Annotated in this window: 14 protein-coding genes; 3 read left to right on the top strand and 11 right to left on the bottom strand. The window is 51.2% G+C overall.

Features of this window, described 5'->3' with window-relative positions; all coding sequences use genetic code 11:
- Positions 1-238: 238 nt before the first annotated feature.
- Together NYE26_RS04215 and NYE26_RS04210 are read right to left on the bottom strand one after the other, a co-directional pair.
- Positions 239-1,468 carry an MFS transporter gene (locus NYE26_RS04215; protein ID WP_339254100.1) on the bottom strand — a complete coding sequence of 410 codons (1,230 nt, stop codon included), beginning with the start codon at positions 1,466-1,468 and terminating at the stop codon, positions 239-241.
- Between the two features lie 109 nt (positions 1,469-1,577).
- Positions 1,578-2,165: a TetR/AcrR family transcriptional regulator gene (locus NYE26_RS04210; RefSeq protein WP_339254098.1), complete on the bottom strand. Its 588-nt coding sequence runs from the start codon at positions 2,163-2,165 to the stop codon at positions 1,578-1,580.
- A gap of 269 nt (positions 2,166-2,434) precedes the next feature.
- Here NYE26_RS04210 and NYE26_RS04205 point away from each other — a divergent pair, with 269 nt between their 5' ends.
- Both NYE26_RS04205 and NYE26_RS04200 read left to right on the top strand, forming a co-directional pair.
- Entirely contained in the window at positions 2,435-3,274 is an 840-nt protein-coding gene (locus tag NYE26_RS04205; protein WP_339254096.1) for an aldo/keto reductase, read from the top strand.
- A 77-nt stretch (positions 3,275-3,351) separates the two neighbouring features.
- On the top strand, positions 3,352-4,347 hold the full coding sequence (locus NYE26_RS04200) for an S-layer homology domain-containing protein (protein ID WP_339254094.1): 996 nt from the start codon (positions 3,352-3,354) through the stop codon (positions 4,345-4,347).
- A 292-nt stretch (positions 4,348-4,639) separates the two neighbouring features.
- Here the strand turns inward: NYE26_RS04200 and NYE26_RS04195 are convergent, their stop codons facing one another.
- Genes NYE26_RS04195 through NYE26_RS04180 form a run of 4 tightly spaced genes read right to left on the bottom strand, consistent with a single transcriptional unit; the run spans position 4,640 to position 9,188 of the window.
- On the bottom strand, positions 4,640-5,575 hold the full coding sequence (locus NYE26_RS04195; RefSeq protein ID WP_209878746.1) for an AraC family transcriptional regulator: 936 nt from the start codon (positions 5,573-5,575) through the stop codon (positions 4,640-4,642).
- Positions 5,576-5,629: 54 nt separating this feature from the next.
- Positions 5,630-6,559: a carbohydrate ABC transporter permease gene (locus tag NYE26_RS04190; protein ID WP_339254092.1), complete on the bottom strand. Its 930-nt coding sequence runs from the start codon at positions 6,557-6,559 to the stop codon at positions 5,630-5,632.
- Between the two features lie 12 nt (positions 6,560-6,571).
- Positions 6,572-7,525 carry an ABC transporter permease subunit gene (locus NYE26_RS04185; RefSeq protein ID WP_339254090.1) on the bottom strand — a complete coding sequence of 318 codons (954 nt, stop codon included), beginning with the start codon at positions 7,523-7,525 and terminating at the stop codon, positions 6,572-6,574.
- A 28-nt stretch (positions 7,526-7,553) separates the two neighbouring features.
- A complete protein-coding gene (locus tag NYE26_RS04180; protein WP_209878751.1) occupies positions 7,554-9,188 on the bottom strand; it encodes an extracellular solute-binding protein in 1,635 nt (544 codons plus the stop codon).
- 407 nt (positions 9,189-9,595) lie between these two features.
- Here NYE26_RS04180 and NYE26_RS04175 point away from each other — a divergent pair, with 407 nt between their 5' ends.
- Positions 9,596-10,567: an S-layer homology domain-containing protein gene (locus NYE26_RS04175; protein WP_339254087.1), complete on the top strand. Its 972-nt coding sequence runs from the start codon at positions 9,596-9,598 to the stop codon at positions 10,565-10,567.
- Positions 10,568-10,744: 177 nt separating this feature from the next.
- On the opposite strand, the gene NYE26_RS04170 is transcribed toward NYE26_RS04175, so the two are convergent.
- From NYE26_RS04170 to NYE26_RS04150, 5 genes are all read right to left on the bottom strand, one after another.
- Positions 10,745-11,659 (bottom strand): GNAT family N-acetyltransferase, encoded by a 915-nt coding sequence (locus NYE26_RS04170; RefSeq protein WP_339254085.1) that lies wholly within the window; start codon positions 11,657-11,659, stop codon positions 10,745-10,747.
- 115 nt (positions 11,660-11,774) lie between these two features.
- Positions 11,775-12,407 (bottom strand): LysE family transporter, encoded by a 633-nt coding sequence (locus NYE26_RS04165; protein ID WP_339254083.1) that lies wholly within the window; start codon positions 12,405-12,407, stop codon positions 11,775-11,777.
- 20 nt (positions 12,408-12,427) lie between these two features.
- Positions 12,428-12,859 (bottom strand): Lrp/AsnC family transcriptional regulator, encoded by a 432-nt coding sequence (locus tag NYE26_RS04160; RefSeq protein ID WP_339254081.1) that lies wholly within the window; start codon positions 12,857-12,859, stop codon positions 12,428-12,430.
- A 748-nt stretch (positions 12,860-13,607) separates the two neighbouring features.
- Positions 13,608-14,471, bottom strand: coding sequence for an IS3 family transposase (locus NYE26_RS04155; RefSeq protein WP_084648871.1), 864 nt, complete (start codon positions 14,469-14,471; stop codon positions 13,608-13,610).
- Positions 14,468-14,800: a transposase gene (locus NYE26_RS04150; RefSeq protein WP_036732259.1), complete on the bottom strand. Its 333-nt coding sequence runs from the start codon at positions 14,798-14,800 to the stop codon at positions 14,468-14,470. Before NYE26_RS04150 ends, NYE26_RS04155 begins: the two co-directional genes overlap by 4 nt.
- Positions 14,801-14,829: the final 29 nt, after the last annotated feature.

Genomic DNA, 14,829 nt, shown 5'->3' with positions numbered 1-14,829 from the left:
CAATCCTCACAAGGCTCTGTGGAATCTGCACAACACACCAGCGCAACACGCATGAACTTCTCTCCAATCCCATTCTTCTCAAAAACTACCGGTTTCACAAAGATTACATTTTCTATAATATAGTATTTTTTGGGATATAAAAGGAAAAATATCATAGCTTCTTACTTGAAAAATGAACAAAAAAGGGCCGCGCATTTTCGCTACGGTCCTCTGTTTTACGGACAACCCTCTATCTGCATTACTTACCCGCTGTTTCTCTCCCCTCTGCCTGCTTAGCTACAGGGTAGTCGAAGCGTAGACGAAGCGCTACCAAGGCCGCCAGCATCAAAATCAAACCGGATAGCATATAGACAAAGATAAGCGAGCTTTGCGCCACCAGCATACCAGAAAGTCCTGTCCCGATCAGCGTACACCCGATAAAAATTGGAGTGATGAGGCCATTAATCCGTCCGATATATTCAGCTCGAACCAAAGTCAGCATATACGTGCCAATTACAGTCTGCGTTAAAGCCAGGAACAGACCGGTAATCAGCCGCATCCCGCCTGTTAGAATGGGCCAGACCGACCATACTTCAATCATCGTCCCCGCCCCGAGCAAAATCAAACCGGCGAAAACCACCCCTTTGCCCTTCAGGCGACCGGACAGGCTGGCGGCGATTATTGCCCCGATCAGGAGGCCCAAGCCGGACAAGGCGGTAAACCACTGCAAGTCTGCTTCTGCCAATCCCAGCCGCTCCGTAACCAGAAAGATGTCAAGCGGAGCGGTCAGACCAGCTCCCAGAGCAAGGACGCCAAACATCACCATCAACACTTTCAAGTTGGCATGTTCCCGCAGGTAGAGCAGTCCGCCGCGTAAATCCCTGACCACAGCCTGCACTGACAACCTTTCCATGGAGCGCGGCGAATCCGGCAGGAAGAGCAATAAACAAGCGGAAAGCGCAAAGATTACCAGCAGGCTGCTCAAGGAAACCATAACTCCGAAGGTGTAGTAAACAAAGGTGCCGAGGATGGGGCCCAGAATGATAAACAGCGAGCCGACCATCTGGGTCATCGCCATGGCAGCCGTCAACTCTTGTTCAGGAACATGGGTTTTAAGCAATTTGGCCGAGGATGGTTGGGAGAACTGCGACACAATCGCGGAGATCATCGTCACAATAAAAACCGCCTGCCAGTATCCCCATGCCACCACAAATAAAATTGGCACAATGGAGAGAAAGCTTAGAACATCGCCCCAGATCATGGTGCGCTTAGGGCGCCAACGGTCAGCCAGCACACCGCCCACCAGGGAAAATAAGAAAATCGGCGCGTATTCCACCACCGTAAGCAAGGACACAGCCACCGGGTCACCCTGCGTCTGCTGCACCACATAATAGAGCAAAGCCATATTTCGCACCCAAATCCCCACCTGCTGCAGCACATCCGAGGCCATCACCAGCAGAAATACCCGATTTCGCAACAATTCTTTCATCGTATTACCTCCTTTTTCAATAAAACTGACCGTTCGGTTTAATAATTCTCAAATAAAGCGTGCCTGCCCGAGTAGTGCGGTTCAACGACTCGAACAGGCTGCGCTTCATTCATTTCTTCTTAATTCCCTCCAATAACGCAGCTACCGCTTCTTGCGTATGCTGATGCATCCCGTCTTTGGGGAACACTTGGGGGTACAGCGTCAAGCCGCTTAACATACTGGTGAATAACACAGCCAACTTGCCCGGGTCCGCCTTAGTAAAAACCTGCTGCTCCATTCCCTCCCGGAAGATCTCGGTAAATACTTCAATCTGCACCATTGAGATCTCAATCAGCCGCTGATGTATCTCCTCGTAACCATCCTGCATATTCATGGAGAACTCTTCAGCCACCTTCGTCAGAGGACTCTGGAAGCTGTTCACAAAATGCAAGCTTGCTCCCATCAGTCTGCTTCCGACCTCCGGAAATTGGCGGCGAATCTCCGACCACTCCTCCACCCATTCGCGGTTGATTTTTTCGACCATACTCACAAACAAATCATCTTTGCTGGAAAAGTGGTAATAAATGCTGCCCTTGCTGACCCCGGTGTGCTTGACGATATCCTCCATCGAGGTGGCGGCATATCCCTTCTGCACAAAAAGCTCCAACGCCTGGTCTAGGATCATACTCCGCTTTACCGAACCTTTTGGTGTACTCATTTCATCCCTCCTAAAAAACCGACTGTTCGGTTTAATTATATGGGTTCATATTTGGGAATGCAAGCATGATTATTATACGGAGTGCGACAGCGGAGAAAAGAGCATAACCCATGCTATCTCCGAATTAATTTCTTGCTTTTCTCATAAAAATCCTACGAAGTGCATCCGTCTCGATTTTCTTTCCCAATGATGATTCGTTGCCTTCTTATGCTATAATCGTTGACCAAGAGGGCTGGTTATACGAACTCAAAAAGAAAGGAAGATGCGAAATGGAACATTTCGTTTTGAATAACGGAGTCCAGATGCCGAAGGTGGGTCTGGGTGTGTATAACATCAAAGACAATAATGAAGACGCTTTACTATGGGCGCTTCAAAACGGGTACCGGCATCTGGATACGGCAGCAGCTTACCGCAACGAGGAGCTGATAGCCAGGGCTATTCAGAAATCAGGTGTACCTCGAAGCGAGCTCTTTATTACGACTAAAGTATGGAGCACAGACCTGGGGCGAAAGACCCGTAAAGCCTTTGAAGCCAGTCTTCAAAAACTCCAAACGGATTATGTTGACCTCTACCTGATCCACTGGCCCGCCAAGCACTATCTGGAAAGCTGGCATGTCCTGGAGTCTTTATACAAGGAGGGGAAGATCCGGGCGATCGGGGTGTCCAATTTTGAGCCGGAGCATCTGGACAAGGTCATGAAGCAGGGGACGATTGTCCCCGCAGTGAATCAAATTCAGACGAACCCGCTGCTCCAGCAAGGGTCGCTTCATGATTATATGAGGGGGCACGGTATCCAGCATGTCGCGTGGAGCCCTTTTGGACACGGTAACTCGGAGATGCTTGCCCACCCTGTACTCACCGAAATGGCAGCCAAATATGATAAAACTGCGGCTCAAGTCATCCTGAGATGGAACCTTGAGCGGGATATCGCTGTAATTCCGAAGTCTGTTACTCCTGCAAGGCTGAAACAGAATCTGGAGCTGTTTGATTTCTCCTTGTCGGACGAAGAGATGAAGAGAATCGCAGCCCTGGATCAGAATAAAAGAGGATTTACCGATCCGCAAAATAAATTGTACCTGTGGTCCACCCGGTTTATCCCGTTATCCTAAGTTTTTTCGTATTATTTTCCGGACAACTGCAACTTTTCGCCGTAAAGAACCATCTGAGTATATAGAGGTGATGCACAATGAAACCAACTAATCTAACGAAGCACGCAAAAAAAATGAGCATCGCGTGCGGAATCCTGGCTGCCAGCTTATCCTTCGGAGCGTCCGCATTTGCCTTTTCGGACCTCAAGGGAAATTCAGCCGAAACCAAGATCAATACACTGCATAGCGCTGGTGTAATTAACGGAATTACGAACGACCTGTTTGCCCCCAATGCCAAAGTGACGAATGCGCAAGCCGTACAGTTTCTTGTAAAAGGATTGGGGCTTGCACCGAAAGCCGGTTCCGACAGCAGTACTAAGGCCAGCCAGCTTTTTGACAATGTAAAAGATAATGCCTGGTACGCCTCCTCCTTCGCCCTTGCTAAGCAGAGTGGCCTGACGCTGGCAAAGGATATCAACCCGAATGCACCGATGACCCGCGCGGAATTCGCCCATCTATTGACCCAAGCCTTGCAGAGCAAGGGCAATTTCCCGGTAACTAAGATGTTCTTCATGATTGAGGATGGCGATAAACTTACTCCAGAGGTTAATTACAGCCTGCAGGTGCTGCTGAACACGAAGGTGCTCACACTGGATAACGGGAAATTCCGCCCGTCCGATGCGATTACCCGCGCTGAAGCCGCTGTTATGATCCATGATGCCGCTGAATTCGCCGACCGGGTGATTACGCCGAACAATCCGGGCAATGAGCCTTCTGAGCCGGAGCCGGTTCCGGCTAACAATTACGTCTCTGATGTAGTCCTGGACAAAGTCGCTGAAGGCGTCAACAAAGCGACCCTCACCGTCGACAATCTGCCGAATCCCGGTTACGGCCTCGCGGTAGAGCGTATCGAGTTCACCAGCGCCACCAAAGCCGTAATCTTCTTCAAGGTAACCCTGCCTGAGCCGGATAAAATGTATCCGCAAGTGATCACCAAAGGCTCGGTATCCACATACCTGCCCGCAGGCTACACTGCAACGGCTGAGCCTGTAATGGGTTCGCGCTGGCTTGAGCCGTCGGCTCCAGCGAAGTGAGCTGTTCCCCTTCCACCACCAAGGCTTGCACTACAAGCAGATAAAAGCAGTTCCCATACGGGAACTGCTTTTTCTTGTTTTATATAAGAAGTGTTAAGGTTTATTACGAAAAGCAAAAAAGAAGCGGAGGGGAAATTTGGAACTGTAGGAGCGTTAGCGACCGCCTTTGTGTTTGGATTTTTACCACACGGAGCGGTTATAATCAGGAAATCCAAACACAACAGCGGCCAGAAGTCCAAATGTTCACCGCAGCGACGAACTCAGCTTCAAGTCGAATCTTAAGCTGCTCCGCCTACTTACTCTGCCTCAGCCGGTTCCGGTAATCCATCGGGCGGCAGCCGTAGGTTTTCTTGAACATCTCCGTGAACCGGTTCACATTGCTGAAGCCGGTCATGCCGGAGATCTCCATGATCTTCTTATCCGTGGTCTCCAGCAGGCTGACCGCCTCCGAGATCCGGTATTCATTCAGGAAGTCCATCGGGGACAGATCGAACTGCTTCTTCATGAAGCGGCAAAAGTAAGACGGGCTCATGTTGACCTGCTGCGCCATATCGGAGAGCGTGATCCGCTTACTGTAGTTCTGCTGGACGTAGGCCAGCGTTTTTTTGGCCAGCATGGAGCTGTTGCCGCCCCGGGACTGCCCGGGCAGTCCTGCCCGCGGATGCTCAGCCGCACACTTTTCCAGCCGGTACAGCACCTCGAACAGCCTGGCCTTAATCAGCATCTCATAGCCGTGCGCCTCCTGCTGATAGAGATCCCGCACCTCCTCCAGCAGTGGAATCAGCCGCAGCTTCTCCTCCAGCTCCCGCCCGATCAGCAGCGGATAACGCCGGTTGTCGAGGAAAAGCGGGGAAACAAACTGCTGCTGAATCTGGTCTCTCTCCAGGCTGGAGAGGAAATTGAAATGCACCAGCACCGCGCAGAAAATAATCTCCTCCTGATCCACCCGGATCGCCGAATGCAGCATATTGGGCTGAATGAAAACCGCCTCTCCGCTCTGGACGACCAATTTCTCCTGCCCCACATGGAATTTGGCCGTGCCCTTAATCATGAACAGCAGCTCCAGCTCTTCATGCCAGTGGGAATACAGCACCAGATTATTGAGCGAGGATAGCTTGGTTACATGCACACTCATGCGGAATTGCCTGCTGCCATGCATAAGCTTTTCCTTCATATCCTGAGATACGGGTTCGCCGATGGAATCGAGCAGTTCAAGACTTTTTTTCACTGAGGTTCCCTCCTCCCGGCCCACTGGATGCTGCCCGCAGCGTCAGCTATACGCTCAGCCCTTCACCGCACCGATCATTACGCCCTTCTCGAAGTACTTCTGGATAAAAGGATAGATAATCAGCACCGGCACCGTCGATACGATAATGACCGCATATTTGATCTGATCCGCGAACTGCTGGGCATAGCTGCCCGCACCGGCCCCGGCACCTGATCCGGCTCCGCCCGCGAACGCCTGATTGGATAATAGAATATTGCGCAGGACGATCTGCAGCGGCTGTAAGCTATCCGTATTGATGTAGAGCAAGGCGTTGAAGAAGTCGTTCCAGTGACCCACCATATAATAGAGCGTGATGACGGAGATCACCGCCTTGGACAGCGGAACCACCACCGAGATGAAGTAGCGGAAGTGCGAGCAGCCATCCAGGGTAGCCGCTTCGTGCAGCTCCTCCGGTATAGAAGTCTCGAAGAAGGTTCTTGTAATAATCAGATTGTATACACTAATGGCGCCGTTCACAATCATTACCCAAGGCGTATTCAGCAGATTCAGGTCACGGATAAGCAGATAGGTAGGAATCATGCCCCCGCCAAAATACATCGTGATCACAAACAGCGGCATAATGAACCTGCGTGCCCGGAATTTCCGCTGGGACAAGGCATACGCCGCAGGGAGCGTGACCAGCAGATTGAGCATCGTGCCCAGCACCGTGTAGATAATCGTATTTTTATACCCCTGCCAGATCCGGGTGTCCTTGAATATCTGCTCATAGCCGTACAGGTTAATGTCCTTAGGCCATAGAATAACCTGTCCCTGGTTCACCATGGTGGAGTTGCTGACGGAAGCTATGATGATGAAATACAGCGGGTACGCGACCATGATGAACGCGGCGATGCTTATAACCGCAACCACCAGCGTATACAGCCTGTCTGCGATACCGCCCGAATGCTGTATCTTTTGCGAATGAGCGGCTTGACTGTTTGACATCCCATTTCCTCCCTACATCAGACTGATTTTTGAAGTTTTTTTGGCCAGGGCATTCGCCAGCATCAGGAACGTGAAGTTGATCAGGGTATTGAATAGTCCGACCGCTGAACCGAAGCTGAACTGGTTGGATTTCACGCCCACATTGAAGACATACGTGGAGATGACTTCCGATACGGGCTTGTTAAGACTATTTTGCATAAGAAAAGTCTTCTCGAAGCCTACACTGAGTATGCTGCCCATATTCATAATCAATAAAATAATAATCGTCGGCAGGATGGCCGGAAGCTCCACGTGCCAGACGGTCTGCCAGCGGTTAGCCCCGTCAATCCGGGCGGCGTCATACTGCTGCGCATCCACCGAGGACAGGGCGGCGATGAAGATAATGCTGTTCCAGCCGCAGGCTTGCCAGATGGCAGAGATGACATACACCGGAACGAAGGCGCCGGGATCACCAATGAGATTCGTATCCGCAGGGATCAGGTGCAGGGCCTTCAGGAAGCCGTCGATCAGTCCAGTGGTAGGCGATAGCATAATTTGCAGCAGTGCGACCAGTACAACAGTGGAAATGAAGTAAGGCATATACACCGTAGTCTGCAGGATACGCTTGCGTCTGTTGCTGCGGATCGAGTTAACCACCAGCGCCAGCAGAATCGGCATCGGGAAGCCCAGCAGGATGGAGAAAAAGGCAATGATAAACGTATTTCGCAGCGTAGGCCAGAACATCGGGCTGTTGAAATACTGCTCGAAATATTTGAACCCGGCCCATTCCCCGCCCGTCAGTCCTTTGCTGAAATCAAATTCACGAAAAGCAAGCTGGATGCCATACATCGGACCATAACAGAAAATGGCGATGTAAATGACCGCAGGAAGCACCATCAGCCATAGCTGGTAATGCCCGGCCTGCTTACGAAGCCATCCGTTCCCGCGCAGCGTCTGATGCGGCACCGTGGTCTGTGCTGGTTTCATTTGGGAGCGCCCCTTCCATTCAAGTCCACTATTTCAAGGTCGAGAGGTATTCGTCATAAGCCTTTTGGCGGATTTGCAGATTCTGCTCCAGGCCGGAGCTATTGACGGAGGCGACATACGCAGCCCACTCCTTCTCAATGTCAACCTTGGTGGTCAGCCAGTTGGCCCACTTTTGATCCGTGATATTATTGACGTTCGCCTGATTCATTGCCAGGGTGTTAGTGTCCTCCGTGCTGTACTTCATGAAGTTCTGCGGGTAGACATTGCTCTTCTCGTCCGCCTTATTCAGCAGCTCATCATAGACAGCTTTCTCCTTCAGCACATTCTGCATATCCGAGCCAAGCGTCACCTTGTCCTTCAGCGCATCGGCAATGTACATCGGACCATTATCCGCGAACGAATTCGTCCATTTCCACGAGCCCGGGTCGAGGGATGCATCCGCCGGAGGAAGAATCGCATACGTGCCGTCCCCGTTATCCTTGATTCCCTTATCTGTGTCATTCATCCCGCCGAACAGGACCTGCAGACTAACCTCCGGCTCATAAAAAGCATCAATGAACCGCATCGCGGCTTCCTTGTTCTTGGAGCGGGCACTGACCGACACCGCATTGGAGCCGTAATTCTGGTAGTAGTAGTCATTACTCCAGTACAGCTCATTCGTAGAGTCTGCATGCTGCTTCAGCTGCGGCAGGGTAACATATTGGTCTTTCAGCTCATTGCCGAAGCGGTCTCCTGTCTCCCAGCCCCAGGTGAATCCGACCTTGGCTGTAGTTCCATTCCCGCGGGCAACGGACTGGTATTTGGAGTAATCCTGCGTGACCACTTCCTTGCTGATCAGGTTCTGGCTGTACAGCTTCTGCAGGAATTGCATGAGTGTCTTGAACCGCTCATCTACATAGAAATTCTTAACCTGCGCCCCTTCGGTGAAGTAGCCGTCGCTCGCCCCGTTGGACAGAGGCAGCCCAAGGCTGCCCAGCAGCAGCTTCGGTGTGAAATCCCAGCCGATCGGGTTGAAGTCCATCGGAATCTCATCCGTCTTATCCCCGTTCTGATTCGGGTCTCCCTCGCGGAAGGCAAGCAGCACAGTCTCTAGCTCATCCCAAGTCGTAGGCACCTGAAGGCCGAGATTGTCGAGCCAGGTTTTGTTAATGAACATTGAGGCGGTGGAGCCGGGCCAGATCCCCTTATAACGCGGAGTACCGTAGAGCTTCCCGTCAATTTGAGTAGCAAGCGTTTTCAATTCCGGGTGCTCGCTGAACATCTTTTGAATATTAGGAGCGTCCTTCTCAATCAGCGGGCCCAGATCCTCGAACAACCCGTTGAATTGTACAAAATCGGAGTTAGAGGTCGCATTGAACAGCAAATCCGGAATTTCACCGCTGGCAAACAGGGCACTCTTCTTCTGATCCCAGTCCGCAGAGATTTGCTGCCATTCAATTTCGACATTCGCCTTCTCTTCTATTTCAGCGAGCCATTTCATTTGCGTGACATCTTTGGTTAGTGAATGCTTCACGATAATCGCCTTCAGCTTCGTCTTCCCCTCCGGCGTGTTGCTGCCGTCGTTCCCCGCATCCGGGCTGTTCCCCTTACTGCTGCAGCCTGTGAGTGATAGTCCTGCCAAAGCGCCTGCCAGCATCAAGGCAAGAATACTCTTTTTTCTCATTTGACTTACCCCCTTAGTAGGAATTCATAAATGATCTATGCTTAAGAGCGAAGCTCTGTTAGCCGGGAGACTTGGAACTATTAGGTCACAAAACACTCAGGTAATACAAGCTATTCCTGCTTCGCATTATTCACGAAAGCGTTATCATTATTATAATTTTTCTTCCGCACCCTGTCTCACCGTATATTACCTTTTAATCATCGTATATTGACCTTTTTGGCTGCAAAAGTAGCTGAATTCAAGCGAAGATTCGACTTTCGGTAGGTGAAAATTGACACATGATGAATTTTTTTCGAGTGTGGAGAATCAGTGCTGCGGGGTTAGAGAATAATAATTCCATCTATGGAGTGACGGGCTGCAACCTTTTGCTCCTAAATCCCATCTAAGAGGATACGAGGTGATGTACAATGAAGAATACATTAACCCGGATGCGCACGGCCAAAATCTCGCTGGCCTGTAGCATTCTGGCGGCAACCTTAGCTATCGGGGCACCGGCTTCCGCTTTCTCAGATCTGAAGGGCCATGCGGCCGAAGCCAAAATCAATGCCCTTCATCAGGAGGGCATCCCTAACGGAGTGACCAGCGACAAGTTCGCGCCGAAGTCCAGCCTTACGTATGCGCAAGGCCTGCAGTTCATGGTGAGCGGCCTGAAGCTTGCTCCGCAGCAACCCTCTGGCAAGAAGGCCAGCGATTATTTTGACAACGTAAAAAATACCGCCTGGTATGCCTCCGCATTCCTGAAGGCCAAAGAAAGCGGCTTGTCGCTGGAGCGCTCGGTTGACCCTAATGCTGTGATGACACGGGTACAGTTCGCACAATTGCTGCTTCAGGCGCTTCAGAACAAAGGGGACTTCGCCTATACGGAGATGTATGCCAACATTACAGACGGCGGCAAGCTATCCCCTGCGGAGATGAACAGCCTGCAGATTCTGATCAACACCGGACTGGTCACGCTGGAGAAGAATAACACCTTCCGTCCGAATGAGGCGGTTACCCGTGCAGAAGCTGCCGTCCTGGTCTACGATGCCGCCAAATTCGTGAAGGAAGTGATTATGATGGAGGAGAACATTTCGGCCCCGTCCACCACATACGATGCCGCCGTTACGCTGGACAAAGCCGCCGCTGGTGTGAACAAAGCTACGGTGACTGTATCCAATCTGCCGAACCCGGGGTATGGCCTGGTCATTGAACGGATTGAGTTCGGTGCTGACAAAACCGCAGTGATCTACTTCAAGGTCACCTCACCAAAGCCCGGTTCCATGAACCCGCAGGTCATCTCGGCAGGCACCGCCGTCACCTATCTGCCGGAAGGCTATACCGCAGTAGCCCAAGCTACACCAGGCTCGGCAACCTCGGCTGCTTCCAGAGTGACAAAGTAACAGCCTCCACCTAACTAGATGCATCACAAATAGCCACCGCCGGATACCCTGCCGGTGCGCTATTTGTGGTGCTTGATTTCACAATATCCATGAACCAGTAAGTCCACCCGTTGCGGACTGAAGATCTCACACTCTGGATCGGCTGGTTAGCGCGGCCTGTAGCTGGCTGGTTAGCGCTTAGTCCAGCTCCTTATAGTACCGGATCTCCTGACACCCGGTCTGGAACCCGGCTGACCGGTACAGAGACAGCGCGGAATCATTCGTGGTCAGTGCGACCAGCTGCGCCTGCTCCAGCCCTTTCTCCTGAAGATACATTAACGCATGATTCAGCAGCGCCTTGGCAATGCCCCTTCTTCTCCAGGGCTTGCAGACAAATACATCTTCAATGATGCCAAGCTCCTCTTCCTGCCAGACCATCAGACTGCCCGCCACCCGGCCTGCATCCCGCACAACCATCCATGTCCAGAGCGGATGCTCCTGATATTCCAGCAGACGCTCCATTCCGAGCGGGGTCTCCGGCCAGATCTCCGCCTCCAGCTCCAGGTAAGCCGCCCGCTGCTCCGGCGAATCCATAGGCGCATTGGTCAATTCAAGGCCTTCCTCCAGCTCCACCGCATGGACGGGTTCACGAAGGTCGCGCTGGAGCGTATACAAGCAGCTATCCGGCAGGTAACCAAGATGCTCTGCGAAATAAGCATGGCAGCTCTCCTCCGGCGCATAATTGCCTGTGCACAGGAGGGTTCCATATTCCGGGGGCAGCGTACGCTTCAGCACCTGGGCCCGTTCCAGCAGAAGGGCGTAGACGCTGTCACGCAGCTCTAGATCCTTTTCCCGTCCGGGCCATGTCTTCAGATTCACGAAAATCTTGTGTTTACTCTCCGCTGCGCGTCCCGGTGGCACCACATTAAAGAGCTGCAGCTGGCCCTTGGCCACCATCTGCTCCCCTTCAAAAGCGCAGAAGACATTCTCCCAGTTGCTCTCATCCCCGACCCACCAGAACAGCACATCCTCCTGCGCCGACACCTGCCCGTACATCGCGCCAAGCGCCGCCATATCTCTCTCTTCAAACTGCCGGATCACTCTATTGCTCAATTCCCAACCGCCACCTTCTGTTTCTGTCCATCATAACACCACCTGGCAGGGGACCCACGTTCTTGAATAACTATAGTTGTTTTATACTGCTGGGGTGGTGGCGCTTGCGTCCTCGTTACAAAAACACAGCTGCGGATTTCACAAGGGTAACTACACCGAATACAAACAGTACTCCCCCGGACATTTTGTTAAATAGAGAGAGCTTAAAAGGTCCCTCCAGTACCTTATTCCGAAGCAGCGTAGCCGCTCCTGAGAGGAGGACCCACCATAGTGCCGAGCCCAGGAACACGCCTGTAACCAGAAGCACCATATCTGTGAGCTTATGCGACAGTAGAACACCAGAAGCTCCGAATACGCCCAGAAAAAATATAATCGTCATCGGGTTAGACAGCGTCAACAGAAACGTCATAGCATAAGAACCCAGTACACCTGGGCTGGCAGTAGAATGAGTGACTTCCATGGCCGGAACCCGTAGTAACGATCGTATCCCTAGGCAGCAAATAAACAATCCGCCGAGCACCTGCAGTATAATGTTGTAATTCACTAAAGCTGCAGTCAAAGCTGTCAATCCCAATCCTGCCAGTATGCCGTAGACGGCATCTGCGGTTGCCGCACCCAGCCCGCTGTACAGCCCTGTTCTGAATCCTCTGGTAATTGTCGTTCGGATGCACACAATACTGATCGGCCCTACAGGAGCCGCGATGGACAGACCCAGCAGCATCCCTTTCGATATCCATTCCCATGGCATAGATCACCGCTCCTTTGTTTCTATTCCTCTTTCAGGGCAGATAGACTAAAGATGGTGTTTGAACGGACAATGCTGTAACGGGCTTTAAGCGTGTGTGTAATGAAAGTCTCAACACCGGATAGATCTGCTAATGCCACTTTCAGAAGATAATCATATTCACCAGAAATATGATGACACTCCAGTACTTCATCGGATTGGATGATGCCCTCACGGAAGCCTTGAGTTTCCACCGAGTTGCTAAGCTGCAGGAAAATATAGACTACACAGTTCTTGCCCATAGCCTTACGGTCCAGCTTAACCGTGAACTGCGCTATGACCCCGTTTCGTTCCAGCTTCCGGATTCGCTCCGCAATGGATGGAATCGACAGATGAATCAGTTTAGAGATATCGGAGCTGGTCATCCGGCTATTCCTCTTTAGCAGCTCCAGGATTTGCAGGTCAATATCATCCATTTGCATCCCCTCCATTTTAAGTAAATTATACAATATGTATTAAATAAGAAAATACTCCCTGCCAAATACGTAATTTTTTTAAGCTAATTTGATTTCGTATTAAAAAGTTTAATAATTGCCAGATTCCAACGTAGGCAAACTTAAATAGTTAAAGTCTCCCATTACAGAACAAATCATCTTAGCGGATGAATAAGATTATCTTCGCGCGAACACAATATATGCTGTTTTCCACATACATTCGGGCCATGCGCCTGTTTGAGAGCACAATATATGCTGTTTTCCACATACATTCGGGCCGTGTGCCTACTTGCGAGCACAATGTATGCTGTTTTTCACATACATCGGGCCATGCGCCTGTTTGAGAGCACAATATATGCTGTTTTTCACATACATTCAGGCCGTGGCCTGTGTGCAAACACATTACTGTTTTTCATATACATTTGGTCCATATGCCGCTGTACCAGCCAATTGTATACGGGTTCAAGCAATTTACACTCACCTTTTCCACAGCAGCAGGATACTATAGTTTCCTATACAATAAAAAAACTGTGCAATCCTGTTGAAGGAAAGCACAGCTTATTTGCATTCTCCGGTTGTTTGCGGACCAGGAGGCCGTTATTTGCAATAAAATGCCTCTTTCGTCACCCTAAACGGACTCAGAAGACGTTAATGAGGCTGTCAGGATTAATTACAGGCTCCGAAGCCTGTATTAACGGCTCCTGTGGACCTCTGTCAAGAAAGTAGATACTCACGCAACGGATGCCGTCGTAAACTGCTTAGCGAATCGGGCGGGGGAAAGATACCCCAGCGTGCCATGCATTCGCTTGCGGTTGTAGTAAAACTCAATGTATTGGTAAATGTCCTGGTACGCCTGCCCGGGAGTTTTAAAACGCGGGTTACAGTAAATGAGCTCCTTCTTCAAGATACTGTGCCAGGATTCAATACAAGCGTTATCGTAACAGTTTCCTTTGCGGCTCATACTTGATTCCATCTGGTACGTCCTCAACTGCTCGGTATATTCCTTGGAGGTATACTGCGATCCCCGATCCGAGTGGTGGAGCAGCCCCGGGCCGGGTCGCTTGGCTTGATAGGCAGCCTGCAAGGCGTCTAAGACCAAGCTGGTTTCCATGTGGTCCGATAACCGCCACCCTACAATTTCGCGCGTGCACAGATCCATGACGCTGGCCAGGTACAAGCGGCCTCCACGGCAGGGGATGTACGTAATATCTGTCACCCAGGCGGTATTGGGCTTATCGACGGTAAACTCTTGATTCAGTGTGTTCGGGGCAATAGGGTTGTTGTGCTTGGAATCCGTGGTCTGTACACGGTACGGCTTAGAGACCACCGAGCGGAGCTTCATTTGCCGCATGTACACACTCACCGTACGTTCGGTGAGGGTGTAGCCTTCCTGGTGCAGCAGTCGAGTGATTTTCGGACTTCCATACCGCCCCTTATGGTCATTAAAATGGTAGCGGATTCGCTCCTGCACGGCCGCTTTACGGAGAGCCTGTGCACTGGTTTTAGCTCCGAGCCACTTGTAATATCCACTCCTGGATACCTGCAAGGTGATGCACATCTTCTCCAAGCGAAACGCGGAGCGATGTTCCTTCATGAACTGGAATCGGCGTTCCTTGGTTTGCTGAAGATGTGCACTGCTTTTTTTATGATGGCCAGTTCTTCCTCCCGGTCGGCGAGCTGATCTTGGCGCTCCTGGAGTTGACGGCGCGCTTCCTTCAACTCGGCTTCGAGCTCCCTCACCCGATCCACACTGGCTACAGGTTCATTCTTGAGCTCCCGGTATTGTCCCATCCATTGATGAAGCGTGCTCTTGGGGATGTCCAGCTCTTCCGCTAACTCCCCGAAGCTCTTCGTCTGTTCTTGTAGAAACTTTACCGTCTGCTTTTTAAACTCTTCATTGTACCGTTTTCGTTGTTCACCCATGGCCACACACCTCCGTGATCCTTATTATC

The sequence above is a fragment of the Paenibacillus sp. FSL P2-0136 genome, assembly GCF_037975325.1.
Lineage (GTDB): Bacteria > Bacillota > Bacilli > Paenibacillales > Paenibacillaceae > Paenibacillus_AQ > Paenibacillus_AQ silagei.
Note: the sequence above shows the minus strand (reverse complement) of the source record. Positions and strands in the feature narration are given on the sequence as shown.

Bases quoted from the DNA above. Each gene is read 5' to 3' on its own strand.
- NYE26_RS04215 (WP_339254100.1), bottom strand. From the start codon at position 1,468: ATGAAAGAATTGTTGCGAAATCGGGTATTTCTGCTGGTGATGGCCTCG.
- NYE26_RS04210 (WP_339254098.1), bottom strand. From the start codon at position 2,165: ATGAGTACACCAAAAGGTTCGGTAAAGCGGAGTATGATCCTAGACCAG.
- NYE26_RS04205 (WP_339254096.1), top strand. From the start codon at position 2,435: ATGGAACATTTCGTTTTGAATAACGGAGTCCAGATGCCGAAGGTGGGT.
- NYE26_RS04200 (WP_339254094.1), top strand. From the start codon at position 3,352: ATGAAACCAACTAATCTAACGAAGCACGCAAAAAAAATGAGCATCGCG.
- NYE26_RS04190 (WP_339254092.1), bottom strand. From the start codon at position 6,559: ATGTCAAACAGTCAAGCCGCTCATTCGCAAAAGATACAGCATTCGGGC.
- NYE26_RS04185 (WP_339254090.1), bottom strand. From the start codon at position 7,525: ATGAAACCAGCACAGACCACGGTGCCGCATCAGACGCTGCGCGGGAAC.
- NYE26_RS04180 (WP_209878751.1), bottom strand. From the start codon at position 9,188: ATGAGAAAAAAGAGTATTCTTGCCTTGATGCTGGCAGGCGCTTTGGCA.
- NYE26_RS04175 (WP_339254087.1), top strand. From the start codon at position 9,596: ATGAAGAATACATTAACCCGGATGCGCACGGCCAAAATCTCGCTGGCC.
- NYE26_RS04165 (WP_339254083.1), bottom strand. From the start codon at position 12,407: ATGCCATGGGAATGGATATCGAAAGGGATGCTGCTGGGTCTGTCCATC.
- NYE26_RS04160 (WP_339254081.1), bottom strand. From the start codon at position 12,859: ATGGATGATATTGACCTGCAAATCCTGGAGCTGCTAAAGAGGAATAGC.
- NYE26_RS04155 (WP_084648871.1), bottom strand. From the start codon at position 14,471: ATGAAGGAACATCGCTCCGCGTTTCGCTTGGAGAAGATGTGCATCACC.
- NYE26_RS04150 (WP_036732259.1), bottom strand. From the start codon at position 14,800: ATGGGTGAACAACGAAAACGGTACAATGAAGAGTTTAAAAAGCAGACG.